Annotated in this window: 22 protein-coding genes; 13 read left to right on the top strand and 9 right to left on the bottom strand. The window is 66.7% G+C overall.

The annotated features are described in order from the left end of the window. On the top strand, nt 1-1,077 hold the full coding sequence (locus AC1PZ7_RS14955; RefSeq protein ID WP_482356007.1) for a hypothetical protein: 1,077 nt from the start codon (nt 1-3) through the stop codon (nt 1,075-1,077). Here AC1PZ7_RS14955 and AC1PZ7_RS14950 read toward each other — a convergent pair. From AC1PZ7_RS14950 to AC1PZ7_RS14940, 3 genes are all read right to left on the bottom strand, one after another. Next, nucleotides 1,055-2,083, bottom strand: coding sequence for a ribose-phosphate diphosphokinase (locus tag AC1PZ7_RS14950; protein ID WP_482356006.1), 1,029 nt, complete (start codon nt 2,081-2,083; stop codon nt 1,055-1,057). The genes AC1PZ7_RS14955 and AC1PZ7_RS14950 overlap by 23 nt on opposite strands. Before the next feature lie 34 nt (nt 2,084-2,117). Next, on the bottom strand, nt 2,118-2,555 hold the full coding sequence (locus tag AC1PZ7_RS14945) for a universal stress protein (RefSeq protein ID WP_482356005.1): 438 nt from the start codon (nt 2,553-2,555) through the stop codon (nt 2,118-2,120). A 74-nt stretch (nt 2,556-2,629) separates the two neighbouring features. Next, on the bottom strand, nt 2,630-2,902 hold the full coding sequence (locus AC1PZ7_RS14940) for a hypothetical protein (RefSeq protein WP_482356004.1): 273 nt from the start codon (nt 2,900-2,902) through the stop codon (nt 2,630-2,632). Between the two features lie 356 nt (nt 2,903-3,258). On the opposite strand from AC1PZ7_RS14940, the gene AC1PZ7_RS14935 reads away from it, so the two are divergent. Together AC1PZ7_RS14935 and AC1PZ7_RS14930 are read left to right on the top strand one after the other, a co-directional pair. Next, nucleotides 3,259-4,581: an NAD(P)/FAD-dependent oxidoreductase gene (locus AC1PZ7_RS14935; RefSeq protein WP_482356003.1), complete on the top strand. Its 1,323-nt coding sequence runs from the start codon at nt 3,259-3,261 to the stop codon at nt 4,579-4,581. Nucleotides 4,582-4,591: 10 nt separating this feature from the next. Beyond that, nucleotides 4,592-5,293: an SDR family NAD(P)-dependent oxidoreductase gene (locus AC1PZ7_RS14930; RefSeq protein WP_482356002.1), complete on the top strand. Its 702-nt coding sequence runs from the start codon at nt 4,592-4,594 to the stop codon at nt 5,291-5,293. A gap of 9 nt (nt 5,294-5,302) precedes the next feature. Here the strand turns inward: AC1PZ7_RS14930 and AC1PZ7_RS14925 are convergent, their stop codons facing one another. Continuing rightward, nucleotides 5,303-6,067 (bottom strand): IclR family transcriptional regulator, encoded by a 765-nt coding sequence (locus AC1PZ7_RS14925; RefSeq protein WP_482356001.1) that lies wholly within the window; start codon nt 6,065-6,067, stop codon nt 5,303-5,305. Between the two features lie 198 nt (nt 6,068-6,265). Here AC1PZ7_RS14925 and AC1PZ7_RS14920 point away from each other — a divergent pair, with 198 nt between their 5' ends. The 5 genes from AC1PZ7_RS14920 to AC1PZ7_RS14900 are packed head-to-tail and all read left to right on the top strand — an operon-like array spanning nt 6,266 to nt 10,732. Then, nucleotides 6,266-7,090 (top strand): transporter substrate-binding domain-containing protein, encoded by an 825-nt coding sequence (locus AC1PZ7_RS14920; protein ID WP_482356000.1) that lies wholly within the window; start codon nt 6,266-6,268, stop codon nt 7,088-7,090. Nucleotides 7,091-7,115: 25 nt separating this feature from the next. Further along, nucleotides 7,116-7,832, top strand: coding sequence for an amino acid ABC transporter permease (locus AC1PZ7_RS14915; protein WP_482355999.1), 717 nt, complete (start codon nt 7,116-7,118; stop codon nt 7,830-7,832). A gap of 1 nt (nt 7,833) precedes the next feature. Continuing rightward, complete coding sequence (locus AC1PZ7_RS14910) at nt 7,834-8,646, top strand: amino acid ABC transporter permease (RefSeq protein WP_482355998.1); 813 nt, start codon at nt 7,834-7,836, stop codon at nt 8,644-8,646. Further along, nucleotides 8,643-9,389: an amino acid ABC transporter ATP-binding protein gene (locus AC1PZ7_RS14905; RefSeq protein ID WP_482355997.1), complete on the top strand. Its 747-nt coding sequence runs from the start codon at nt 8,643-8,645 to the stop codon at nt 9,387-9,389. The genes AC1PZ7_RS14910 and AC1PZ7_RS14905 overlap by 4 nt, the downstream gene beginning before the upstream one ends. 35 nt (nt 9,390-9,424) lie before the next feature. Further along, nucleotides 9,425-10,732, top strand: a complete 1,308-nt coding sequence (locus AC1PZ7_RS14900) for an NAD(P)/FAD-dependent oxidoreductase (protein WP_482355996.1) — start codon at nt 9,425-9,427, stop codon at nt 10,730-10,732. Here the strand turns inward: AC1PZ7_RS14900 and AC1PZ7_RS14895 are convergent. From AC1PZ7_RS14895 to AC1PZ7_RS14880, 4 genes are read right to left on the bottom strand one after another with little or no spacing between them, the layout of a single operon-like run. Continuing rightward, the gene (locus tag AC1PZ7_RS14895; protein WP_482355995.1) at nt 10,657-11,061 is read right to left on the bottom strand and encodes a hypothetical protein; all 405 of its coding nucleotides are present in this window, start codon (nt 11,059-11,061) and stop codon (nt 10,657-10,659) included. The two genes, AC1PZ7_RS14900 and AC1PZ7_RS14895, sit on opposite strands and share 76 nt — an antisense overlap. A 47-nt stretch (nt 11,062-11,108) precedes the next feature. Then, the gene (locus tag AC1PZ7_RS14890) at nt 11,109-14,159 is read right to left on the bottom strand and encodes an efflux RND transporter permease subunit (protein WP_482355994.1); all 3,051 of its coding nucleotides are present in this window, start codon (nt 14,157-14,159) and stop codon (nt 11,109-11,111) included. Continuing rightward, nucleotides 14,156-15,253, bottom strand: coding sequence for an efflux RND transporter periplasmic adaptor subunit (locus AC1PZ7_RS14885; RefSeq protein WP_482355993.1), 1,098 nt, complete (start codon nt 15,251-15,253; stop codon nt 14,156-14,158). Before AC1PZ7_RS14885 ends, AC1PZ7_RS14890 begins: the two co-directional genes overlap by 4 nt. 1 nt (nt 15,254) lies before the next feature. Continuing rightward, entirely contained in the window at nt 15,255-16,319 is a 1,065-nt protein-coding gene (locus AC1PZ7_RS14880; protein WP_482355992.1) for an efflux RND transporter periplasmic adaptor subunit, read from the bottom strand. Between the two features lie 113 nt (nt 16,320-16,432). On the opposite strand from AC1PZ7_RS14880, the gene AC1PZ7_RS14875 reads away from it, so the two are divergent. Further along, nucleotides 16,433-17,074 carry a TetR/AcrR family transcriptional regulator gene (locus AC1PZ7_RS14875; protein WP_482355991.1) on the top strand — a complete coding sequence of 214 codons (642 nt, stop codon included), beginning with the start codon at nt 16,433-16,435 and terminating at the stop codon, nt 17,072-17,074. 91 nt (nt 17,075-17,165) lie between these two features. Here the strand turns inward: AC1PZ7_RS14875 and AC1PZ7_RS14870 are convergent, their stop codons facing one another. Further along, nucleotides 17,166-18,140, bottom strand: a complete 975-nt coding sequence (locus AC1PZ7_RS14870) for a LysR substrate-binding domain-containing protein (RefSeq protein WP_482355990.1) — start codon at nt 18,138-18,140, stop codon at nt 17,166-17,168. 159 nt (nt 18,141-18,299) lie between these two features. On the opposite strand from AC1PZ7_RS14870, the gene AC1PZ7_RS14865 reads away from it, so the two are divergent. The 4 genes from AC1PZ7_RS14865 to AC1PZ7_RS14850 are packed head-to-tail and all read left to right on the top strand — an operon-like array spanning nt 18,300 to nt 22,709. After that, nucleotides 18,300-19,805 carry a sugar ABC transporter ATP-binding protein gene (locus tag AC1PZ7_RS14865; RefSeq protein WP_482355989.1) on the top strand — a complete coding sequence of 502 codons (1,506 nt, stop codon included), beginning with the start codon at nt 18,300-18,302 and terminating at the stop codon, nt 19,803-19,805. Beyond that, on the top strand, nt 19,802-20,785 hold the full coding sequence (locus tag AC1PZ7_RS14860; protein WP_482355988.1) for an ABC transporter permease: 984 nt from the start codon (nt 19,802-19,804) through the stop codon (nt 20,783-20,785). Before AC1PZ7_RS14865 ends, AC1PZ7_RS14860 begins: the two co-directional genes overlap by 4 nt. After that, entirely contained in the window at nt 20,782-21,759 is a 978-nt protein-coding gene (locus AC1PZ7_RS14855; protein ID WP_482355987.1) for an ABC transporter permease, read from the top strand. Before AC1PZ7_RS14860 ends, AC1PZ7_RS14855 begins: the two co-directional genes overlap by 4 nt. Then, nucleotides 21,756-22,709 (top strand): substrate-binding domain-containing protein, encoded by a 954-nt coding sequence (locus tag AC1PZ7_RS14850; RefSeq protein WP_482355986.1) that lies wholly within the window; start codon nt 21,756-21,758, stop codon nt 22,707-22,709. Before AC1PZ7_RS14855 ends, AC1PZ7_RS14850 begins: the two co-directional genes overlap by 4 nt. Nucleotides 22,710-22,719 lie beyond the last annotated feature (10 nt).

The following is a 22,719-nucleotide window of genomic DNA, read 5'->3' as shown; positions in this document are numbered from 1 at the left end:
ATGTCAAAGCAGACGGACGTCGCCCACACGGTCTTTGCTCCTCGACATCCGATCGGCCTCGCGGAGAAAGTCCGTTTTCTCAGCAGTCCTGCGGCCTATTCCTGTGTCGTCCAGCCCGTGGAGACCCGGGAAACCCATATGTCCTGGGTGTTTATGACCGACGACCGGGTTTACAAGCTCAAGAAGCCGGTCCGTTTTCCGTATCTCGATTTCTCCACGTTGGAACGCCGGGCGGCGGCGTGCCGCGCGGAATATGTGCTGAACCGCCGGCTCGCTCCCGACGTGTATCTCGGCCTCGCTCCCCTTACCCGTTCGCCGTCCGGTCTCGCCATCGGCGGCGACGGCGCGGTGGTGGACTGGCTGGTGGTCATGCGCAGGCTCGACGCGGATGCCAATCTCGAGGCGTCATTGCTCGCGCATCGGCTCAGCACCGTTCAGGTCGACAGGCTGGCCGCGACGCTGAAGGCATTCTACCGCCACGCCCGCCGCATCCATGTTCCGCCCGCGCGCCATCTGACGGATTGGGTCCGGTCGGTAGAGTACGATCGGCGCATGCTGTCGAACGCCCGCTTCGGGCTCGCGCAAGGCTGCATCGGGCGCATCGCGGCGGTTCAACGCAGATTTTTCGCCGAACGCTCCGAACTGCTTCTCAAGCGTGTGCGCGAGAACCGCATCCTCGACGCTCACGGCGATCTTCGACCGGAGCATGTCTGGCTGGGCGATCGCGTGACCATCATCGACTGTCTCGAATTCGATCCGAAGCTGAGAACGCTCGATGCACTGGACGAAGTGGCCTTCCTGCATCTGGAATGCGAGCGCCTGGGAGCGGGATGGGTGGGAGAACGGATCAGGCGGCGTCTCGCGGCGATGCTCGGCGACGAGCGGGCGAGCGGCCTGTTTCTCTTCTATCGCATCCAGCGCGCCATGCTGCGCGCGCGCCTGTCCATCGCCCATCTGCTCGACGCGAAGCCGCGAACGCCGGAGAAGTGGCCGCGCCAGGCGCGGGCCTATCTGCACCTTGCCGCCACCGACGCCAAACGGCTTGAGCGCATTCTCAATAAACCAGGAGGTCGGTGAGCGGCTCGTTGCCGTGGAGGCGCCGGATCGCCTCGGCAAGAAGTGGGGCAGCGGGAATGATGTCGAGCTTGTCGCGCACCGGTCCTTCGGGGAGGCGAAACGGCGGCACCGTGTCGGTGCAGAGAATGCGCTCGATGACCGGGTCGGCGAGGGCCGTCTCGGCGCCCGGCATGAACAGGCCATGGGCGACGCAGGCGATTACCCGGCGGGCGCCACCCTTGCGCGCGGCACGGGCCGCCCGCACCAATGTTCCGCCGGTGCTGATGAGGTCGTCGACGACGAGGCAGGTGGCGCCCTCGACGTCTCCCACGAACAGGTCCCCGGAGACGACCCCGGCGCTCCGGTGCTTTTCGGCGAACGCCTTGCCCACGGGACGCCCGATGGCTGCTTCGAGGGCTTCCCGCAGCAGTTCCGCCCGCTTGCCGCCGCCGAGATCCGGCGAGACGACGCAGAGAGGCTCGTCGGCGACCACCTCGACGATCCGTCCGATCAGCATTGGCGCCGCGCTCAGGGCGACCGCCCGGCAGCGGAACGCATTTTCGAAGGCGGTCTCATTGTGGACCTCGAGGGTGACCACCGCATCGGCGCCCATCGCTTCGAACAGCGCCGCGACGTATCGCGTCGTGACGGGATCGTTCGGCTTGGTTCGCCGGTCCTTCCTCGCATAGCACAGATAAGGCACGACCGCCGTCACGCGCGCCGCTCCGGCATCCTTCAGCGCACCAATGAAGAAGAGGAGGCGGCATAATTTGTCGTTGGCACTCTTGTCCGGCCCTCCGTGAAGGCTGTGCACGACATAGACGTCCGCGCCAGCAACCGGATCGAGCGGGCGTGCCTTATGCTCACCGTCCTCGAAATCGCGCTCCTCATGGGCATTGAGCGGGATGGCGAGCCGTTGGGCGATGGATCTGCCGAGCGCATCGGTTCCAGCCAGGGCGAACAGGCGCACGTGCCCGCCATTGGCCGGATGGACGAGCGGCAGTGCGCCGACGGAAGGGACGATCATCGGCCCCCCGGGAACGGGCGAGGCTGGCATCTCATCATCTATAGACCAGCACCGGTAAACTCGAATGAGTGAGCACCTTGACGGTTTCGCTGCCCAGGACGAGCGCGGTGATGCCGCGCCGACCATGCGAGGCCATGGCGATCAGATCGCATCCCTTCCGCGCGGCCGTGTCGATGATGGCCTGATAGGGATTGTCGCTGTCGAGCTGAATGACGTCGCAGGGCACGCCAAACGTCTTGGCCTGGAGTTCGGCGTGGGTGAGATAGCCCGCTGCCTGCTCCCGTGCTTCGCGCTCATAGTCGCCGCGCGTGGTCTCCAGCTGGTCCGGCGACGCGGTGAAGACGTGAAACGGTTCCACCACGGTCAGAACCGTCACCTTGGCGCCGGCATCCCGGGCGAAGGCCAGGCTCTTGTCCAGAGCGACGGTCGATAGCGCCGAACCGTCGGTGGGAATGAGGATGTGGCTGTACATAGCGCTCTCCCTTGACACGGGGTCATGGTGGTTGCCCCGTCAATTCGCCCCCGCACGGATGATGAGGTGGCGTCTCACATTGCCTGCACCCGGTCGTCGACCACTGAAACGACGGCCGTCGTCATCGCCGCATGCCGGATGAACTCCTGTTTACGGAAGGTGTTCGCTCGTCCTCCGCGAATGACCAGGCTTTCATTCACCCTGACCTCGAAGATCTTGGCGCGGTTGTCCGAGGTGGAACCAGGCGCCGCACCGATTGCCGCTTGGGCCAGCCGCTCGATGTCAGGTCGACGGGCGGCCACACACGCGCCGCTCCGGCGCGACGCCGCGAAGGCTTCCGCCGACAAGCGGACAATGAATCCGACAAGCTCAGTCGCGTGTCAGCCATGGCATTTACCTGTTCCCGGCTAAGTAGCCGGATTGGTCTTACCATATCACCAGTTGACGGTCGGGCCGATCATTTCGGTTTGAGCGCGCGGTGGGCGTGAGCGAGCGTGGCGCCTATCGCCGGCCTGATCTGGTGCGCTCCTGTCGGCTTCTCTCCGCCGCGCTCCAGGACAGCACGCCAATTCAAAAATTATCAATATGTGAGAATATCAGTATATGGAATTCTCATTGTGAAAGAATATTGACGTCTCTGCCGGCGGCGTGGTCGGCTGCCGTTATCCCGCGGATTTCGGAGCCTGCCCCAGCAGGGAAGACGATGAGCAAATTCTCCCCCTTCGCCACCACGCTCTGGTACGCCACGGCCGCGCCAGCGCCTCGGACGCTGCCTCTGGAGGGCCGCGTCAGCGCCGATGTCTGCGTCGTTGGGGCTGGGTTCAGTGGCCTGACGACGGCGCTCGAACTCGCCCGGCAGGGGGTGAAAGTCGTGCTGCTGGAGGCCGAGGAGGCCGGCTTTGGCGGTTCCGGCCGCAATGCCGGCCATTGCACGCCGACCTTCAGCTATTACAGCCTGCCGGCGCTGCGGAAGATCCTCGGCGAGCCCTGGGCCGAGCGGCTGATTCATCGCCAGACGCGGGCGAACGACCGCGTGGCGGCAATGATCCGCGACTACCGGATCGACTGCGAATGGCAGCAGAACGGCTATGTCATGGGGGCCCTGCGCCCCGGCGCGGTCGAGGTGCTGAAAGGCAAGGTCGACCAGTACAACGCCGTCGGCGCCCGCACCCGGCTGCTCGGCCGCGACGAGGTCGAGGCGCTCACCGGCAGCCCGCGCTTCTATGGCGGCTGGCTTCACGAGGAGGCCGGCCACATGAATCCGCTCGGCTATGCACGCGGCCTTGCCCGCGCGGTCATGCAGGAGGGCGGCGCGCTCTACACCGGTTCGCCGGCCGAGGACGTCGAGCCCGAGGGTCTGCGCTGGAAGGTGAAGACGCCGCGCGGCGAAGTGGTCGCCGACAAGGTCGTTTTCGCCACCGGCGCCTATACGGTGAAGGCGTGGCCCAAGCTCGACCGCAGCTTCAAGATCCTTAAGGTCTTCGTCTGCGCCACCCAGCCGCTCGACCCAGAGCTGCGCAGGAGCGTGCTGCCGCAGAACACGACGATGCATGACGGGCGCGGCGACATCTATGTCTACAAGCACAATGCCGAGGGTCGCATCGTCGCCTCCATGTTCCCGATGGGCGCGCGTGGCGCCGACATGGCCTACACCCACCAGGTGATGGCCGACCGGTTGAAATGGCTGCACCCGCAGATCAAGGAGCCGATCCGCTGGGAGTACTTCTGGTACGGCGAGCTCGACATGCAGGTGCGCACCGTGCCGCGCCTCTACGGCCTCGCGCCGGGCGTGGTGGCACTGACCGGCCTGTCCGGCCGTGGCGTGCCGACCGGCTCCATGCTTGGCGGCATCCTGTCCGAATGGGCGATGGGTGTGCCGGAGAAGGACCTGTCTCTGCGTATCGAGCCGCTGAAGGCCGCCCCCTTCTACATGAACTACGCGCCGAAGCTGCGGCTGCGCTATTTCCGCTATGCCGACACGCGCGCAGCGCGGCGCGAGGGCGCCGAACTGCCGCCACACGCCTGAGAGGATCGTCATGACCACACGTACCGTTCTCATTTCCGGTGGCGGACGCGGCATCGGTGCGGCCACCGGTCGCGTGATGATGCAGGCCGGATGGAACGTCTCGCTCGGCATGCGTGCACCCGCTCTGCCCGACTGGGCGGCGGAGGGCCCCGGGCAGGTGCAGGCCTGCGCCTATGAGGCGACCGATCCCGCCGCGGCCGAACGTTGGACAGACGAGGTCCGGGCGCGCTTCGGACGCATCGACGCGGTGGTGGCCAATGCCGGCATCATGATCCGCAAGGACGTGATCGCCGCCGAGGACGAGGAACTCGCCCGGCTGATGGAGGTGCATGTCGCCGCGCCACGACGGCTCGCCAAGGCGGCCTGGGACGACCTCGCGGCCAGCGGGCGCGGACGGGTGATCATCGTCTCCTCGCTCTCCGGCAAGCGGGTGAAATCGGCGGTGTCCAGCCTTTACTCGGTGTCGAAATTCGCCGCCACGGGCCTCGCCCATGCGATCCGCCACACCGGCTTCGAACTCGGCATCCGCGCGACGGCGGTGTGCCCCGGCTTCGTCGCCACCGACATGGGGCTGCCACTCACCACGCGCGCGCCCGAGGAGCTGACCGACCCGGCCGACATCGGCCGCGCCATCCGCTTCCTGATCGACCTGCCGAACACGTCGAGCGTCGCCGAATTCGCGGTCAACTGGACGCTGGAGGAGTCGTTCTGATCCCGGCGTTCAGTTGCGGTTCTCGATCAGGTCGATCTCGGCGCGCAGCAGCGCTGCGTAGGTCTCCACGAAGCCGGGCACGATCTTGGCGCACAGGAAGGTGAAGCCGAGCGAGGCGACGGGCACGCCGGCCTCGTCGAGGATCGCCATGGCGACGCCGGCAATGCCGGGAATGAGCTCGCCGATGTCGACGGCGTAACCGCGCTCTCGCGTCTCCTCGATCAGCCGCCACACCTTGTCGGTGGTGAGATCGCGGAAGCCGGCGAAGCGTGGTTCGTTGGCGCGCAGGATGAATTCCTGCTCCTCGCGGTCGAGAAAGGCCAGCATGGCAACGCCGCCCGGTCCGGCACCGAGCGGCACCGAGCCGCCGATCGAGCCGGTGAGCGTCTGCACTACGCATTCCCCGTCGCGGCGATCGAGGCAGAGGGAATCGTGGTTGTGGCGCGCCATCAGATGGGTGGTCTCGCCGGTCTTCTTGCGCAGCCGCGACAGGCTCATCTCGCAGCGGCTGATGAGCCCGGGTCCACGCGCGGCGCGGGCGCCATAGATGAACATCTTGGCCCCCAGCCGGTAGCGTTTGCGCTTGTCGTCGCGGGCCAGCAGCCGATGCCCGACCAGTGTGTTGAGGATGCGGTGGCAAGTCGCCGTGTTGAGACCCGAGCGCTCCACCAGTTCCTTGAGAGTGGCTCCTTCCGGGGTGCCATCGGCGATCAGCTCGAGAAGAAGCGCCGCGCGGTCCAGAAGCTGAGCCCCTCCTGCCGTGGAAGTCGCCATTCAGTAATTCCATATAATGATAAAAACTCAATACGGAGCTTGTAGTGTGAGAAGTTCTGATAATCAATGTTCAAAAAACAAGCAGACGAGGGTTCGGTCGGATTTTTAGTCAGGCCAGCAGGTGCGGCGGGCTCTCCGCCCGCTGCGATCCTCTGCACCACGCGACGTAAGGCTCAACCAGAACCAGAGGGACGTAACGTGAGAACTTCCATCCTGACCATCGCCACCTCGCTCGTCGTGGCATTGGGAATCACCGCGGCTGGCGCCGATACCCTTGCCGACGTCAAGGCCAAGGGCACGCTCACCATCGGCGTGAAGAACGATTATCCGCCTTACGGCTTCCTGAACGACAAGGGCGAGATCGTCGGCTTCGAGGTCGACCTCGGCAAGTATGTCGCCAAGGAACTGCTCGGTCCCGAGGGCAAGGTCGAGCTGGTCCCCGTGGTCGCCGCCAACCGCATCGAGTTCCTGAACTCCGGCCGGATCGACATCATCCTGGCGACCCTCGGCGTCACTGCCGAGCGCGGTAAGGTGATCGACTTCTCCGAATACTACGTCTCCGCCCCCGGCCCGTCGGTCATCGCCCCCAAGGCAGCGACCTTCGCCAAGTGGGAGGACCTTAAGGGCCTCACCCTGTGCGGCATTCAGGGGTCTTACTACAACAAGCACCTGACCGAGGATCTCGGCATCCAGCTGACCGCGTTCAAGACGCAGCCGGAAGCCTACAGGGCGCTGAAGGACAACCGTTGCGCCGGCTTCGTCTTCGACGACATGACGCTGCGCAAGAAGACCGAAGATGCCGAATGGACGGACTACAAGATCGCCGTCGACCCCTACGAGTACATCCCGCAGGCCGCCGGCATCCGCAAGGACGACGAGGCGCTCCGCGATGCGGTGAACAAGGCGATCACCAAGGCCGAGGCTGAGGGCAAGCTGATCGAGTGGGAAACCACCTACGCCATGCCGCACTCGAAGTACATCGCCGAGCGTGCCAAGGCGGCCGCCGCGAAACAGAAGCCGTGATCCCAGGTTCCGCGGAGCCATCGCTTTGTTTGGTCTCGATTATTCCTGGCTGAGCGACCCGGTCTACCAGGGCTGGCTGCTCCGCGGGACGCTTACCACCATCGGACTGGCGCTCGCCTCCTCGGCGTTCGCCATCCTCATCGGTGCCTTCGGGGCGCTGGCCCTCAGCCTGCGGATCGCCTGGCTCGATGCGCTGATCGAGCTGTTCGTCGAACTGTTCCGCAACACCCCGCCGCTGTTGCAGATGCTGTTCTTCTATTTCACGCTCAGCACCATCGGGCTGCGCGTGACCGATCCGGCCACGGGATTGAGCGTGCCGCTGCTCTCGGCCTTCGACTGCGCGCTGGTGTCGTTGAGCCTCTTCGGCGGCGCGCTGTGCATCGAGGCCTTTCGTTCGGGCCTTGAGAGTCTGCCGCGCTCGGTCACCGAGGCGGCACGCTCGCTCGGCTACAGCCGCTGGGGCCGCTTCCGGCGCATCGAGGCGCCGATCGCCAGCCGCATCTGCCTCCCGGCGCTGACCAACATTCTCACCAACCTGTTCAAGACCACGTCGCAAGCCTCGGTCATTACCGTGCCGGAACTGATGTATTACGCGGGCCAGATCTACAACGACACGTTCCGCACCGCCGAGGTGATGCTTCTGGTGCTGTTGATCTACGTGTCGCTGGTGAGCGTCCTGTCCTGGGGCATGTCGCGCATCGAGCACGCGCTCGCCTTTCCCGGTTACGGCAAGGGGCACTGAGATGCAGTGGCCTCTGACCTATCACGAGAAGAAGCGTGCGGTTCAGCTTGCCATCGTGCTGGCGCTCATCGGCTGGCTTGCCGCCGATGCGCTCTCGGGCGGCGCGGCGAACTGGCAGCGTGTGTGGCTGCGCCTGCCGCTGCTGCTCACCGGCAGCGGCTCCGGCTGGCCGCTCACCGGCGGGTTCGCGCTCAACATCTTCCTCGGCCTCGGCTCCATGGCGCTGGCCGCGGTGATGGGCACGCTGCTGGCCTTCGGCATGATGGCGAAGAGCCGGCTCATCCGTCTGCCCTGCTTCTTCGTCATGAATTTCCTGCGCAACTCGCCCTGGCTCGTCCTGCTGTTCGCGATGCTCTACATCATCCCGTTCAACGTGCGGCTGTTCGGCGTGAGCATCGCCGTGCCCGCCTTCGCGAAGGCGGTGATCGGCCTCGCCCTGCCGACCGCGGCGAACTTCGCCGAGATCATCCGCGGCGCGGTGCAGTCGATCCATTCCGGCCAGTGGGAGGCGGCGCGCTCGCTCGGCTACAGGCCAATGGCCATCTATGGACGCATCATCCTGCCGCAGGCGCTGCGTCGCATGATCCCCGGCTGGATGAATCTCTACGCCCTGCTGATGATCGCCACTTCTCTCGCGACGGTCACAGGTATTCAGGATGTCATAACGACGCTAAACACGCTTCTCGCCATGGAGAACGAGCGGGTCATCGTCTATTTTTACATCACCACTTTGTTCCTGTTTTTTGCCTATTGCTACCCGATCGCACTGTTTGCGCGGCGGATGGAGCAGTCGGTCAAGGGAGAAATCCTATGAACCGCACCAATGCGCTGATCGAACTCGACGCGGTGACGAAAAGCTTCGGCTCGTTCCAAGTGCTGAATGGGATCTCACTCGCCGTGAAGGACGGCGAGGCGGTGTGCATCATCGGCCCCTCCGGCTCGGGCAAGTCGACCATCCTGCGCTGCATCAACGGGCTGATCCCGATCGACAGCGGCAGCATCCGCGTCGGCGAGCTCGACGTCCATAAAATGCGAAGCGAGAAGGAGATGCGCCCGCTGCGCCACCGCGTGGCGATGGTGTTCCAGCAATACAACCTTTTCCCGCACCGCACGGCCCTGCAGAATATCATGATGGCGCCGGTGCAGGTGCTCGGCCACGACCGGAAAGAGGTCGAAGAGCGCGCCCATCGGCTGCTCGCCAAGGTGCGGCTTTCCAACAAGGCGGATGCCTATCCCGGGCAGCTTTCCGGCGGCCAGCAGCAGCGCGTCGCCATCGCCCGTGCGCTCGCCATGGAGCCGCAGGTCATTTTGTTCGACGAGGTGACGGCGGCGCTCGATCCCGAGACGGTGAAGGAAGTCCTTGCCGCCATCCGGGAGTTGGTCGACGAGGGGCTGACCTGCATCCTGGTCACGCACGAGATGAAGTTCGCGCGCGAGGTGGCCGAGCGGGTCTGCTTCACCGATCACGGCCGCATCGTCGAGAGCGGCTCCCCGGCACAGATTTTCGACGCGCCGCAGGACCCGCGCACGCGCGAATTCCTCGGGCAGGTGCTCTAGGCGCCCGATCTCGTCCAGTCAGCAAAGGCAATGCCATGTCGGCAGCAGACATTTTCGCGGAAGGCTTCAAGGCCGAACCCTATTGGTGGGAGGCTGCCGCGCCGGAGACCGACCTCGACCCACTTCCCTCCCGCGCGGATGCCGTGGTCATCGGCTCGGGATATGCCGGACTCAACGCGGCCACCGAACTCGCCCGCGCCGGGCTCGATGTCGTGGTCATCGATGGCGGGCGGATCGGCGAAGGTGGCTCGACCCGCTCGGGCGGCATGGTGTCGAGCGGCCAGAAACTGGTGGTGGGCGGCGCCATCAAGGGCATCGACCCGGAGCTGTTCAGTCGCATGATCGGCGACAGCATCTCCTCCTTCGACTATCTGCAGACGCTCATCAATGGAGAAGGGCTGGACGCCGATCTGGAGATTACGGGCCGTTTCTTCGGCGCCCATGCGCGGTCCATGGTCGAGCCGACCCACCGCAACGGCCGCATCCTTGCCGAGAAGACTGGCGTGACAGTGCATCTCTACGATCGCGGCAACCAGCGGCAGGTGATCGGCTCGGACTATTTTTACGGCGGCATGGTGGTCGACGAATATGGTGGACTGCATCCTGGGAAATACCATCAGGCGCTGCGCCGACGTGCCCGGGCGGCCGGCGTGAAACTGCGCTCCCATGCCAAGGCCGGCCCGGTGCGCGACACCGGTGGCGGCCGGAAGCTCGTCCCGACCGAGCGAGGCGACATCATCGCCGAACACGTAGTCAGCGCCACCAACGGCTATACGCGCAAGGACGGCCATCCCGACCTCGCGCGGCGCATCGTGCCGGTGAAGAGCTATCAGATTGCCACCGAGCCGCTGCCGCGCGAGCTCATCGAAACGCTGATTCCGGGCGGCCGCATGATCTCCGACACGCGGCGCGACGTGATCTACTCGCGACCTTCCCCGGACGGCAGCCGCATTCTCTTCGGCTCGCGCCCGGGTTTCTTCGAGCGCGAGGACCGCGACGCGGCGCCGGCGATCTACGAGCGGATGACGGAGATCTGGCCGGAGCTGAAAGCCTACAAGATCACTCACGCATGGAGCGGTTTCGTCGCCATGACGGTCGACAAGGTCGCCCACATGGGCCGCCGGGACAATTCCGAGTTCGCGGCCGGTTGCAACGGCAACGGCGTCGCGCTGATGTCCTATCTCGGCTACCAGACGGCACAGAAGATCCTCGGTCGTCAGAACCGCCCGACCGCCTTCGACCGCGAGCGCTTCGCTGCCGTGCCGCTCTATTCCGGCAATCCCTGGTTCGTGCCGATCGTCGCCGCCTGGTACCGGCTGCAGGACTGGTACGAGCGCCGCTGATACGACGGGTCGAGGATCCCGCCTGTCGCGGCCGGCGAGATTCTCGACGCTGCAGCGGGGCGCGGAATGCCGGTTGCGGTTCCAGCGCCTCGCGCTGCGTAGGCGAACATGCGGCGCGGATGGAGAAAGCGACGGACGGATGGAGCCACGGGGGGCGGTGCGGCTCCATCCGCCGTCACCTCACGCTGCACCGGGGCAGGTGCAGGCGTCTTCTGTCCGCCGATCGCCTCTTCGAGATAGGCGATGAACGCCTCTTCCAGCGTGGCGGCGGACTTGTTCGCGATAATGGTGGCGGGCGAGTCGCTGACGAGCGCCTTGCCGGCGTGCATCCGCGAGATGCGGTCGCACGGCTCGGCCTGCGGAGAGGGGCGCCCGGTCAGTGCGCCGGTTCATCGCGGGCAATCCGGAACCAGACCACATAGAGCGCCGGCAGGAAGAGCAGCGTCAGGATGGTGCCGACGATGATTCCGCCCATCATCGCGTAGGCCATCGGGCCCCAGAAGATCTCGCGCGAGATGGGGATGAGCGACAGCGTCGCCGCCGCCGCGGTCAGCATGATCGGACGCATCCTGTGCTCGGTGGCCTCGATCACCGCCTGCCAGGCGGGGGTGCCGGTCTGGCGCAGCTCCTCGATCTGCACCACCAGGATCACCGAGTTGCGGATGAGGATGCCGATCAGCGCCAGCACGCCGAGGATGGCGACGAAGCCCAGCGGCGCGTTGCTCGCCAGCAGGGCGACGACGACGCCGATGATCGCGAGCGGCGCGACCGAGAAGACCAGGAACAGCCTGTGGAAGTTCTGCAGCTGGATCATCAGCAGCGTCGCCATGATGAAGAGCATCAGCGGCGCCACCGCGACGATGGGACCTTGCGATTTCGCGCTCTCCTCCACCGCGCCGCCGACCTGCACGGAATAGCCGGCCGGCAGGGTCTTCTCGAACGCCGCCATCGGTCCCGACAGCGCCTCCACGATGGTGGCGGGCTGGGTGGAGTCGCGCACCGCCGCCTTGATGGTGATGGTGGGCGCGCGGTCGCGGCGCCAGATGGTCGGCTGCTCGATCTCATAGCGGAAGGTCGCCACCGAGGAGAGGGGGACGGACTGTCCGTTGCTGCCCGGCAGCTGCAGGTTGAGCAGCGTGTCGATCGACCCCCGTTCGCTGGCCTGGGCACGGCCGATGACGTCGACGAGATAGATGTCGTCGCGCACCTGCGTCGATGTCTCGCCTTCCACCACCCCGTTCAGTGCGGAGGCGATGTCCTGCGAGGAGACACCGAGCTGACGGGCCTTGTCCTGCAGCACGTCCACCTTCACGACGCGGATGGGTTCGTTCCAGTCGAACGTGACGTTCTGCAGCGAGGGGTGGGTGCCGACAATGGTCGCCACCTTGCCCGCCAGGGCGCGGACGGTCTGGATGTCCGGCCCGGCTACGCGGTACTGCACCGGCTTGCCGACCGGAGGGCCGATGTCGAGCAGCTTCACATAGGCGTCGGTGCCGGAGAAGGCACGGTGCAGATAGTCCTGCAGCTGCGGGCGCAACCGGTCGCGTTCCTCCAGACCCTTGGTGACGATCACCATCTGACCGAAGGTGATGTCGTCGGGCTGCACGTCGAACGAGAGAAGGAAGCGCGGAGCCCCGCGCCCGACATAGGTCGACCAGTGGCCGATGTCGGGATTGCCCTGCAGCTTTTCCTGCTCGAATTGCGCCATCTGCCGGCTGGTCTCGGTGATCGACGCGTTCTGCGGCAGCGTCCAGTCGATGATCAGCTCGGTCCGGTCGGAATTCGGGAAGAACTGCTGCTGGACCAGCGACATGCCGCCCAGCGAGAGCACGAAGGCGGCGAGGGTGGCGAGGATGGTCAGCCAGCGCCAGCGCAGGCACAGGCGCAGCAGGCGCGAGAAGCCGGCCGCGAACCAGCCCTTGTGCGCGGCATGTTTCTTCATCGTCTCCGGCAGGATCGCCACGCCGAGCAGCGGGGTGAACAGCACCGCCACCACCCATGAGGTGATGAGAGAGACCGCGATCACCACGAACAGCGTGTAGGTGAATTCGCCGGCGTTGCTGTTGTTGAGCCCCACCGGAATGAAGCTCGCCACCGTCACCAGCGTGCCAGTGAGCATGGGGAAGGCGGTGGAGGTGTAGACATGGGTGGCCGCCTTGCGCAGGCTGTCGCCAACCTCCAGGCGCGCCACCATCATCTCGACCGCGATCATCGCGTCATCGACGAGCAGCCCGAGCGCGATGATCAGGGCGCCGAGCGAAATGCGCTGCAGCGAGATGCCGGCATACTGCATCGCCACGAAGGTGATGGCGAGGACGAGCGGAATGGAGACCGCCACCACCAGCCCGGCCCGCATGCCGAGGCTGATGAAGCTGATGGCCAGCACGATCAGGATGGCCTCGAACAGCGCCCTGGTGAAGCCGGATACGGCTTCCTCCACCACGGCCGGTTGGTCGGAAACGCGCTCCACCGTCACGCCAAGCGGCAGCTCGGCGACGATGCGGCTCATCATCGTGTCGAGCCCCGCGCCGAAATCGAGCAGGTTGCCGCCGGTCTTCATGCCGATGGCGAGGCCGATCGCCGGCTGCCCGTTGAAGCGGAACATCGAGGTCGGCGGATCGACATAGCCGCGGGTGATGGTGGCGACGTCGGTCAGCGGGAAAAAGCGATCGTTCACCCGCAGATTGATGGTGCGGAGCGTGTCTTCGGAAATGAACCTCCCGCCGACGCGCAGGGCGATGCGCTCCGGCCCCGCCTGGACGAAGCCCGACTGGGTGACGGCGTTCTGCTGCTGCAGCGTGGCGAGGATGGCGGATTCGTCGATGCCGAGCGCCGCGATCTTGCGGGTGGAGAATTCGAGATAGATGGCCTCGTCCTGCGCGCCGACGATGTCGACCTTGCCGACATCGGGCACGGTGAGGATCTTGGTGCGGGCGCTCTCGACCAGATCGCGCAGCTCGCGCTGGGTGAGGCCGTCGCTGGTAAAGGCGTAGATGTTGCCGTAGACGTCGCCGAAGCGGTCGTTGAAGAACGGCCCGACCACCCCCGAGGGAAAGGTGGAGCCGATGTCGGCGATCATGTTGCGCACGCGCAACCAGATCGACGGCACGTCCTTGGCCTTGGTGGTCGACTTCAGGTCGACGAAGACGATGGTCTGGCCGGCGGTGGTGAGGCTGCGGGTGTGATCGAGCGATTCCAGCTCCTGGAGCTTCTTCTCGATCCGGTCGGTCACCTGCTGCGCCACTTCCTCCGCTGACGCGCCGGGCCATTGAGCCTGGATGACCATGGTCTTGATGGTGAAGTCCGGGTCTTCTTGGCGGCCGAGGCTCAGATAGGCGAAGATTCCCGCGACCGAGAAAACCAGCATGAAGTACCAGACCAGCGCGCGGTGGCCGAGCGCCCAGTCCGACAGGTTGAACTTCTTCACGGCTTGCTTCCCTGGCTGAACCCGACCGTCTGGCCTTCGGCCAGATCCTTCACGCCGGCGACGGCGACCTCGTCGCCTTCCTCGAGGCCAGCCCTTACCCGGACATGCGCCGCGTCGTCCGGCGCGGCGGCGAGCTCCACCCGTCGCAGGGTGAGCTTTCGATCCGCGGGCGACACGGTCCACACATAGTCGGCTCCGTCCCGGTGCAGGATCGCCGAGGCCGGCAGCGGGATGAACGGGGCGTCGGCGCCCTCGCGCCGGGCCCGCGCATGGATCACCGAGCCGAGCCGGAAGACCTCCGGCGCCTGCTGCAGGGCGATCTTCACCCGGCGCATCCGGGTGTCGCCGTCGGCCTGCGGGCCGATCTCGCGCAGCACGCCCGTCGTCGTCACGTCGCCGTCGAGTTGCAGGGAGATGTCGAAGGGCGCGCCGAGCCGGAGGGGGGCGAGCTGGGGCTCGGGAATGTCGACCACGGCGTCGCGCTCCTCCAGCCGGGCCATGGTGAGCACGCCCTGTCCGGAGGCGACCACCTGGCCTACCTCGGCCGAGGTCGCGGTCACCACGCCGTCGAATTCGGCGCGCAACTCGGTGTAGCTGAGCTGCTCGCGCGCCTTGGCGAGGCTCGCCTGCGCCTGCACCACATTGGCCTGCGCCGACCTCAGCCCCTGCACGGCGGCGTCGAGATCGGCGACGCTGCCGGCATTGGTGGCGGCGAGACTGCGCTTGCGCCTGTCGGTCAGGCTGGCATTCTCGAGCTGTGCCTCGGCATTGCGCAGATCGGCCTCCGCCGCCGTCACTGCCAGACGCAAGGCGAGCGGATCGATCTCGGCCACCAGCGTTCCCTTGCCGATCACGTCGCCCACCTCCACCCGGCGTGCGATGATGCGGCCCAGCGTGCGGAAGCCCAGCGTCGTCTCGATGCGCGGCTGCACGACGCCGGCGAAGGTGGCGTTGGCGGTCGCGATCGGATGGGCGATGACGGATTTCACCGGCCGCGGCGGGGTGGCGCCGGCGGGCGAACTCTGGTCGCAGCCGGTGAGCACGATCAGGCTCGCCATCAGGATGAGCGGGCGGGCGGGATGAGGATGTGCCATATCAGTCTTCTCCCCACGCCACGGCCCGGCCTTCGACGAGAAATTGCCCGCCTTCGATGACGATCCTGTCCTGCGGGGTCAGGCCGGATGCGACGAGGAAATCATTGGTCCGGTAGGTCTCCACCGTGACTTTGTGGAGTGAAACCGTGTTACCGGGCGGCTCGACCACCCAGACGGCGGGGGTGCCGTCCAGGGAGGCCATGGCGCTCCACGGCACCACCACGCCGTGCTGCGGGGCCGCGCGGAATGTCCCGACCACCGCTGTTCCGAGCGACCATTGGGCATTCTCCGGCAGCGTCGCCTTGACCCGGATGGTGCCGGCGCTGGTGTCGATCACCGGCGAAATCTCGCGGATGGTGGCCCGGGCCGTCTCAAGGCTGCCGATCTGAGCCACCGTCATGTCGGCTGCGGGCGCGCCCTTGAGGAAGAACGCCTCGAACACGTCGAATGCGGCGTCGCGCGGGCCGTCATGGGCGAGGGTGAACGCCGCCTGGGCGGCGGAGATGACCTGGCCGACCTCGATGTCGCGGGCGGTGATCAGCCCGTCGGCATCGGCCTTCAGTTCGGTGAAGGACAGTGCATCCTCCGCGGTGGAGAGATTGGCCTGTGCCGTGTCCACGGAACCCTGCGCGGTGGTGAGTTCTTCCTTCGCCTGATCGAAGGTGGCCTGCGCGATCGCTCGCGTTTCCAGCAGGGCGGCGTAGCGGTCATAGGAAAGTTTCTTCTGCAGGAGCGTGGCCTTCGCGGACTGGAGCTTGGCCCGAGCGATCTCGACATCCGCCTGCTGCTCGGTGTCCTCGATGCGGGCGAGCACATCGCCCTTGTGCACCTGTGCGCCGACATCCACCCGGCGTTCCGTCACCTGACCGCCGGTGCGGAACGACAGCTCCGACTGCACGCGCGCCTTGATCTCGCCGGTGATCTCGACGGTGGGCTGATAATTGAGCGCTCTGGCGTAAGCGGTGCGCACGCGCAGCAGTTCGGCCTGCCGCGCGACGTCGGGCTCGCCGCAGCCCGCCAGGACGGCGCAGGAGATGCACAAGGCAAGAAAGGGGAACGGCTGCATGCGGCCTGCCATGACGTGACGTCGATGACATGCCGAATATCACTGACTAACGAGTCAGTCAATTATATGATTGCCAAAACTGGTATAAGAGGCGCGAGGAAGAGGAGGCAGGGTTGAGCACCAAGGCAGTGGGCAAGTTGACGCGTGCCGAGACGAAGGCGCGCCGGCCGTTGGAAATCCTGGACGCGGCGTTCGAGGAGTTCGTCGAAAAGGGCTATACGGCCACGCGCATCGAGGACGTCGCCGCGCGCCTCGATGTGACGAAAGGCACCATCTATCTCTACTTCGCCAACAAGGAGGTGCTGTTCGAGGAGGTGGTCCGCCATGTCTCCTCCCTGTTCGCCGACCTCAAGATCGCCATCGACCGGCTGGAGGGCAGCTACACCGAGCGGCTGCGCGGCACGTTGCGGCTGGGCTACGAGAAGATCGCCGGGGACCGCCGGGCGCGCGAGCTGCTGCGCCTGTCGCTCGCCGAGGGCGCCCGCTTTCCCCACATCGTCGATCGGCACCATGACGAGTTCATCGCCCCCCTCGTCGATGCGGTGCACGGCGTGGTGGTGGAGGGCGTGGCAGCCGGCGAATTCCGCGACAGCGCGGTGACGCGGATGTCCGATGTGGTGGTGAGTTCGCTCATGCACATGAGTGTCTGGCGCCTGCTGTTCGCCGAGCGTCGCCCGCTCGACGAGGCGGCCTTTATCGAGGCGCATCTCGATCTGGTGCTCAAGGGATTGCTGCGCGCGCCCTGCGGGGCCTAGCTGCGGAGGCTCGACAGGTTGTCCTCGTCGAGGTCGAGCCGGCCGATCGGTATCGTGGTGGCGTCGGGCCAAAGCGAGATGGCCGACGGCCTCATTCGGTCGGCGGGATGAAGCTGCGTGTGCGGAGGGCTACCGCCTCGTCGAGAAGCCATGATCGGAATACCTGAACCCGCGGATCGTCCATCCGGGAATCATGGATGAGAAGGTAGTATTCGCCCGCGCTCGCAATCTCGCTTGCATAGGGGATGCAGAGGCCCCGTGCGCCCTCGTCCTGCGCCAGCAGGATATCCGGCACCAGCGCTATGCCACGGCCCTGCCGCGCCGCGTCGAGCGCCATGAAGAAATGCCCGAACTGCAGGTGCGGGTCGCTCTCCGCCTCGTATCGCACGCCATTGGCCCGCAGCCAGTCGGGCCAGGCATAACGCCTCGTCGTGGTGTGGATCAGCGGATAGGCGAGAAGATCGGCCGCCTCGCGCACGTCCTCGTTCAACAGCGCGGGCGTGCAGACCGGAACAAGCCGGTCGGGGAACAGTTCATCGGCGTGCACGCCTTCCCAGCGGGTGACCATCGGCAGTTCGATGCGCGGCTGGGTGCGCTCGTAGCGCCGGCCCGGCAACCGGCCGACCCGGATGGCGATGTCGGCGTCGTGGGCGAGAAGGTCCGCCGCCTCTATCGAGGAGACGATACGCGCCTCGATCTCCGGATGGCGGGTGACGAGAAGATGCAGCCGGGGCATCAGCCAGACGGTGGCGATGGTCGGCAGCGCGCTGATGGTGATGGCCGGATCGCTGCGCCGGCGCGTCAGGCGCAATGCGGCGCGCTCCAGTTCGTCGAAGATCCCTTCGACCACGCGGTAGAACTGCTCGCCCTCCGCGGTGAGCTCGATGCGTCGCGTGTGGCGCACGAACAGGTTCTGGCCCAGCTCGACCTCGAGTTCCTTCACCTGCCGGCTGACCGCTCCCTGAGTGAGATGAAGCTCGTCGGCTGCGCGGGTGAAGGAGAGATGGCGTGCCGCGGCCTCAAATCCCTTCAGCGCATTCAAAGGTGGCAGTCGCCTCTTTCTCATCCACCACCTCCGTCATGCATGAACCTAGCTCATGCATGAGCGTCGAACAAATCGTTTGTGACAGTCTTCCCCGCCCGGCATCGTAGCTGCACGCGAATTCCACCGCTCACCACGTCGCCCCGCTCACCCCGGACTGCCAGCGTCCGGGCGAGGAATCCCATGCCCGCATCCGATGAAGCGCTCCTCGCCACCGGCATCGCCAAGACCTATGGCGCGACCTGCGCGCTGCGCGATGCAAGGTTGGCCCTGCGGCGTGGGCGCGTGCATGCGCTGCTCGGCGAGAACGGTGCGGGCAAGTCGACGCTGGTGAAGATCCTCGTCGGCGCGGTCATGCCCGATGCCGGCCGTGTCGAGGTGGGTGGCGTGCCCGTCACCTTCGGTGCAGTGGCGCAGGCCATCCGCTCCGGCATCGTGCCGATCCACCAGCACCTCAGCCTGTTTCCGGAATTGAGCGTGCACGAAAATCTGTCGGCCTTCGCTCTTGCCGGTGGTGTCGGAATGTGGGCAGGGCGACGTCTCGTCGATCCCTTGCGCGCGCGGGGATGGCTCGCCGAGGTCGGGCTCGATGTAGATCTCGCCGCGTCGCTCGGGACACTGTCGCTCGGCGAACGCCAATTGGTCGAAGTGGCCCGCGCGCTCAGTCTCGATTGCCGCGTGCTGGTGCTCGACGAGCCGACTGCGGCCCTCAACACCGGCGAGGCCGACCGTCTGTTCGCGGTGGTCCGCCGGCTCTGCGCCACGGGCACGGCGGCCCTGTTCATCTCCCACCGCTTCGACGAGATCGAGGCGCTCGCCGACGATGTCACCGTGCTGCGCGACGGCCGCACGGTGATCGACGCCGCACCCATCGGCCGGCACAGCCGCGAAGAGCTAACTCATGCCATGCTCGGCGCGGGTGTCGAGGTCGCCCCGGAGCACCCGTGCGCGCGGGCCGAGCCGGTGCTGGTCGGACGCGGCTTCGCTGTCCGCCGCGACGCACGCCGCGACACGAACGTCACCATCCATGCCGGAGAGATCGTCGGGCTGGCTGGTCTCATCGGCTCCGGCGCGCTCGGCCTCGCCGCGTGGCTGGCCGGCGCGCAGGCTGGCGCGGGAGAGCTTTCGGTGGCGGGACATGCCGTCACGCCCGGCGATCGCGTGCGCGCGGCGGCACTCGGCATCGCCTATGTTCCGGCCGATCGTCATGTCGAGGGCCTGTTCGCCCCGCTCGCGGCACGGCGCAACGTCTCGGTCGCGGCCCTTGGCAGGCTGACGCGTCTCGGCTGGCTGCGCGCGTCCGAGGAGGTGGAGCGGATCGATCCGCTGCTACGCCGCCTGAAGCTGCATCCGTCGCGCCCCGAAGCGGAAGCGTCGACCTTCAGCGGTGGCAACCAGCAGAAGCTGCTCATCGGTCGATGCCTGGCCCTACCGGGATTGAAGGCGATGGTCCTTCTGGAGCCGACACGCGGCGTCGATGTCGCCGCCCGCGGCATTATTCATGATGCCATCCGCGAAGCCGCTGCGTCGGGCGTCGCGGTTCTGGTCGCCACCAGCGATCTCGACGAACTCATGGCTCTCGCCCACCGCTATCTCGTCCTACGCGACAACACTCTCGTCGCCGAGCTGCCGCGAGACGCCGCACGCGCGGCGCTGCTATCGGCGCTGTCGGGGAGCATCGCGGCATGATGAGCAAACGTCTGTCGGGCCACCCCCCATATCAGAGGCTGCCCCGCCCGCCGGCGGTGGCGCTGGTCTGCCTCGGCCTGTTTCTGCTGTGCTGCCTGTTCGTGCCGCGCTTCGCTACGTTCGGCAATCTGGAGAACGTGCTGCGCGTCGCCGCCATTCTCTGCGTCGTCGCCTGCGGACAGGCGATCGTCATCATTCTCGGTGGCATCGAGTTCTCGTTCGGTGCCTCCGTGGCACTGGCCAGCGTCGTGACCGTGATGGTGCTGCCCGGAGCGGGGCCCATCGCCGGCCTCGCGGCGGGGGGCGCGACCGTCATCGCCATCGGGGTGGCGAATGGCTGGCTGGTCGGGCGCATGGGACTGCCGCCGGTCATCGTGACGCTCGGCACGCTGATGATAGCCTCCGGCACAGCCTCCTGGCTGGTCGGAGGCCTGCCACTCGATGCGCCGCCCTCCGCCGCCTTCTCCTGGCCGGCGCGCGGGCGCGTCCTCGGCATTCCCGTGCCGATCCTCGCCGCCATGCTCGCCTGCGTCGTGCTGCATGTGCTGCTGGCGCATGGGCGGGTAGGCCGGCTCTGGTATCATGTCGGCGCCAATCCGCTGGCCGCGCGGCTCGCGGGTCTTGATGTCGCCCGCATTACCCTTCTTGGTTATGCGGCGGCTGGCGCCTTCTGTGCGGTCGGGGCGGTCATCCTGACGAGCCGCGTCGCTTCCGGCCAGCCGGCCCTCGCTCCAAACCTGCCTTTCGAAACCATCGCGGCCTGCGCGATTGGCGGCTTGCCGCTGTCGGGAGGGCGGGGACATGTCCTGCAGGTCGTGTTCGGCGTGCTCACCGTCGCCATGCTCAACAATGCGGTGGTGCTGATCAACCTGCCGGTGGCCTGGCAATTGGTGCTGCTCGGCCTCGCGGTGCTCGCCGCCGTCGGCCTGCAGAAGGATTGGGCGGCGCTGAAGCGCCTCGTCGGGAGGGGCGCTCGATGAGGCCCCTCAGCGACAGCGGAGCCCGCTTTCTCGTCGCGCCGGTCTCGATCCTGGCCGCGACGGCGCTTTTCGGCCTCGCTACGCCCGGCTTCCTGACGCTCGACAACGGGCTCAGCATCGCCAGCCAGATCTGGATCCTTGCCTTGCTGGCGGTCGGGCAGATGTTCGCCATCACCGTACGCGGCTTCGACATCTCGGTCGGCGCGGTCGCCGCGTTTTCCGGCACGCTGGGAGCAATGGCGGCGAACGCCTTCGGCCTGCCGGCGCTGCTCCTCGCCGTGCCGGTCGGCCTCGCCTGCGGAACATTGAATGGCTGGCTGGTGGGCTACGCCCGCTTCCAGCCGATCGTCGCCACGCTCGGCACGCTGTTGGCGGTGAAAGGTCTGGCGCTTCTGGTCACCGGCGACGGCCAGGCGGTGCCGCTGGAAACGGGAGACACCGCCGGGCTCGCTTTCGACGCGGTTCTCGGCCTGCCACCGCTCGGCTGGGCGGCACTGGCCTGCATAGCCCTCGCCCATGTCGTTCTGCGCCATCTCGTCATAGGCCGACGCATCCTAATGCTCGGCTCGAACCCGGAAGCGGTGGCGCTGGTCGGCGGGACGCCGTGGCGTATCGAGCTGAGCGCATACCAGATGTGCGGCACGTTTGCCGGGCTTGCCGGCGCGCTGATGGCGGCCCGCGCCGGCGCCGGATTGCCGACCGAGGGCGCCGGCATGGAGCTGCAGTCGATCGCCGCGGCGGTGATCGGCGGTACCGCGCTGGCGGGCGGGCGCGCCAATGTGTGGGCGGTGCTCGCCGGTGCGGCATTCGTGCAGGTGGTCCTCACGGGACTCAACCTTTCCGGCGTCTCGCCCTTCTTCGCCCAGATCGCCGTCGGCGCCGTGATCATCACCTCGGGGCTGATGGATACGGGCCTGCGTTTCCTTCTTTCCCGGCTTGCGAAGACCTTCCAACCGAAAGGGACGTTCCGATGAACCTGTTCCGTGCCGCTTCCCTCGCTGCTCTCCTCCTGTCCGCTGCCGTCGCGCCGGCCGCGGCCGCTGAACCGGTGATCGGGGTCTCCGTCCCCAATCTCGGTTCGTCCTTCTGGATTTCCGTGCTGTACGGTGTCGACACCGCCGCCAGGGCCGACAAGGCGAAACTTGTCACGCTCAGCGCTGGCGGCGACGCGAATTCGAGCCAGCAGATCTCGCAGATCCAGGACCTGATCCAGCGTAAGGTCGACGCCATCATCGTCGGCGCCACTAATGGCGACGCGGTGAAGGCGATTGTCGAGCGGGCGGTGGCCGCCGGCATTCCGGTGGTCGGCATTTCCTCGCCGCCCAACACCGGGAAGCTCGCGGCCGTGGTCAGCGCCGACCATTACGACATGGGCAAACTGCAGGCCGAGTGCTTGGCGGCGGCGATCAACGGCAAAGGCGAGGTGGCGATGATGGCCGGCCCGAGCGGCCAGGCATGGTCGGACCTGCGCGCGCAGGGCTTCAGGGACACGCTCGCCAAGGTGGCCCCCGACGTGAAGATCGTCGCGGAGTCGCGCCTCGCCGACAACCGCAACGCCGCGCTGACCACCGCCGACGACTGGATCCAGCGCTTCCCGGACCTCTCCGGAGTCTACAGCGCCACTGACGACATGGCGGCGGGCGTGGTCTCTGCGCTGAAGAGCGCCGGCAAGGGTTCCGTGAAGGTGTCGGCCTCCAACCTCTCCCCCACCGCCCAGCAGATGCTTAGCGATGGCGACCTCGCCTGTACCTCGATCCAGCAGATCGTCGCACAGGGCAAGGCGGCGCTTGTTCAGGCGCTGGCCGCCGCCACCAAGGGCAAGGTCGAAGCGAAGGTGGTGACGCCTGCCGTGCTCGTTACGCCGGAGAATGTCGGCAGCGTCGACCTCAGCCTTGTCGTTGCCCCCGTAGACTATCGGCCCTGATCGCCGAGGA

The organism is Ancylobacter sp. TW_SC_1, from assembly GCF_056836805.1.
This window is presented reverse-complemented; position numbering and strand designations above follow the sequence as displayed.

Bases quoted from the DNA above. Each gene is read 5' to 3' on its own strand.
- AC1PZ7_RS14955 (WP_482356007.1), top strand. From the start codon at position 1: ATGTCAAAGCAGACGGACGTCGCCCACACGGTCTTTGCTCCTCGACAT.
- AC1PZ7_RS14950 (WP_482356006.1), bottom strand. From the start codon at position 2,083: ATGATCGTCCCTTCCGTCGGCGCACTGCCGCTCGTCCATCCGGCCAAT.
- AC1PZ7_RS14945 (WP_482356005.1), bottom strand. From the start codon at position 2,555: ATGTACAGCCACATCCTCATTCCCACCGACGGTTCGGCGCTATCGACC.
- AC1PZ7_RS14935 (WP_482356003.1), top strand. From the start codon at position 3,259: ATGAGCAAATTCTCCCCCTTCGCCACCACGCTCTGGTACGCCACGGCC.
- AC1PZ7_RS14930 (WP_482356002.1), top strand. From the start codon at position 4,592: ATGACCACACGTACCGTTCTCATTTCCGGTGGCGGACGCGGCATCGGT.
- AC1PZ7_RS14925 (WP_482356001.1), bottom strand. From the start codon at position 6,067: ATGGCGACTTCCACGGCAGGAGGGGCTCAGCTTCTGGACCGCGCGGCG.
- AC1PZ7_RS14910 (WP_482355998.1), top strand. From the start codon at position 7,834: ATGCAGTGGCCTCTGACCTATCACGAGAAGAAGCGTGCGGTTCAGCTT.
- AC1PZ7_RS14905 (WP_482355997.1), top strand. From the start codon at position 8,643: ATGAACCGCACCAATGCGCTGATCGAACTCGACGCGGTGACGAAAAGC.
- AC1PZ7_RS14900 (WP_482355996.1), top strand. From the start codon at position 9,425: ATGTCGGCAGCAGACATTTTCGCGGAAGGCTTCAAGGCCGAACCCTAT.
- AC1PZ7_RS14895 (WP_482355995.1), bottom strand. From the start codon at position 11,061: ATGCACGCCGGCAAGGCGCTCGTCAGCGACTCGCCCGCCACCATTATC.
- AC1PZ7_RS14885 (WP_482355993.1), bottom strand. From the start codon at position 15,253: ATGGCACATCCTCATCCCGCCCGCCCGCTCATCCTGATGGCGAGCCTG.
- AC1PZ7_RS14880 (WP_482355992.1), bottom strand. From the start codon at position 16,319: ATGCAGCCGTTCCCCTTTCTTGCCTTGTGCATCTCCTGCGCCGTCCTG.
- AC1PZ7_RS14870 (WP_482355990.1), bottom strand. From the start codon at position 18,140: ATGAGAAAGAGGCGACTGCCACCTTTGAATGCGCTGAAGGGATTTGAG.
- AC1PZ7_RS14865 (WP_482355989.1), top strand. From the start codon at position 18,300: ATGCCCGCATCCGATGAAGCGCTCCTCGCCACCGGCATCGCCAAGACC.
- AC1PZ7_RS14860 (WP_482355988.1), top strand. From the start codon at position 19,802: ATGATGAGCAAACGTCTGTCGGGCCACCCCCCATATCAGAGGCTGCCC.
- AC1PZ7_RS14855 (WP_482355987.1), top strand. From the start codon at position 20,782: ATGAGGCCCCTCAGCGACAGCGGAGCCCGCTTTCTCGTCGCGCCGGTC.
- AC1PZ7_RS14850 (WP_482355986.1), top strand. From the start codon at position 21,756: ATGAACCTGTTCCGTGCCGCTTCCCTCGCTGCTCTCCTCCTGTCCGCT.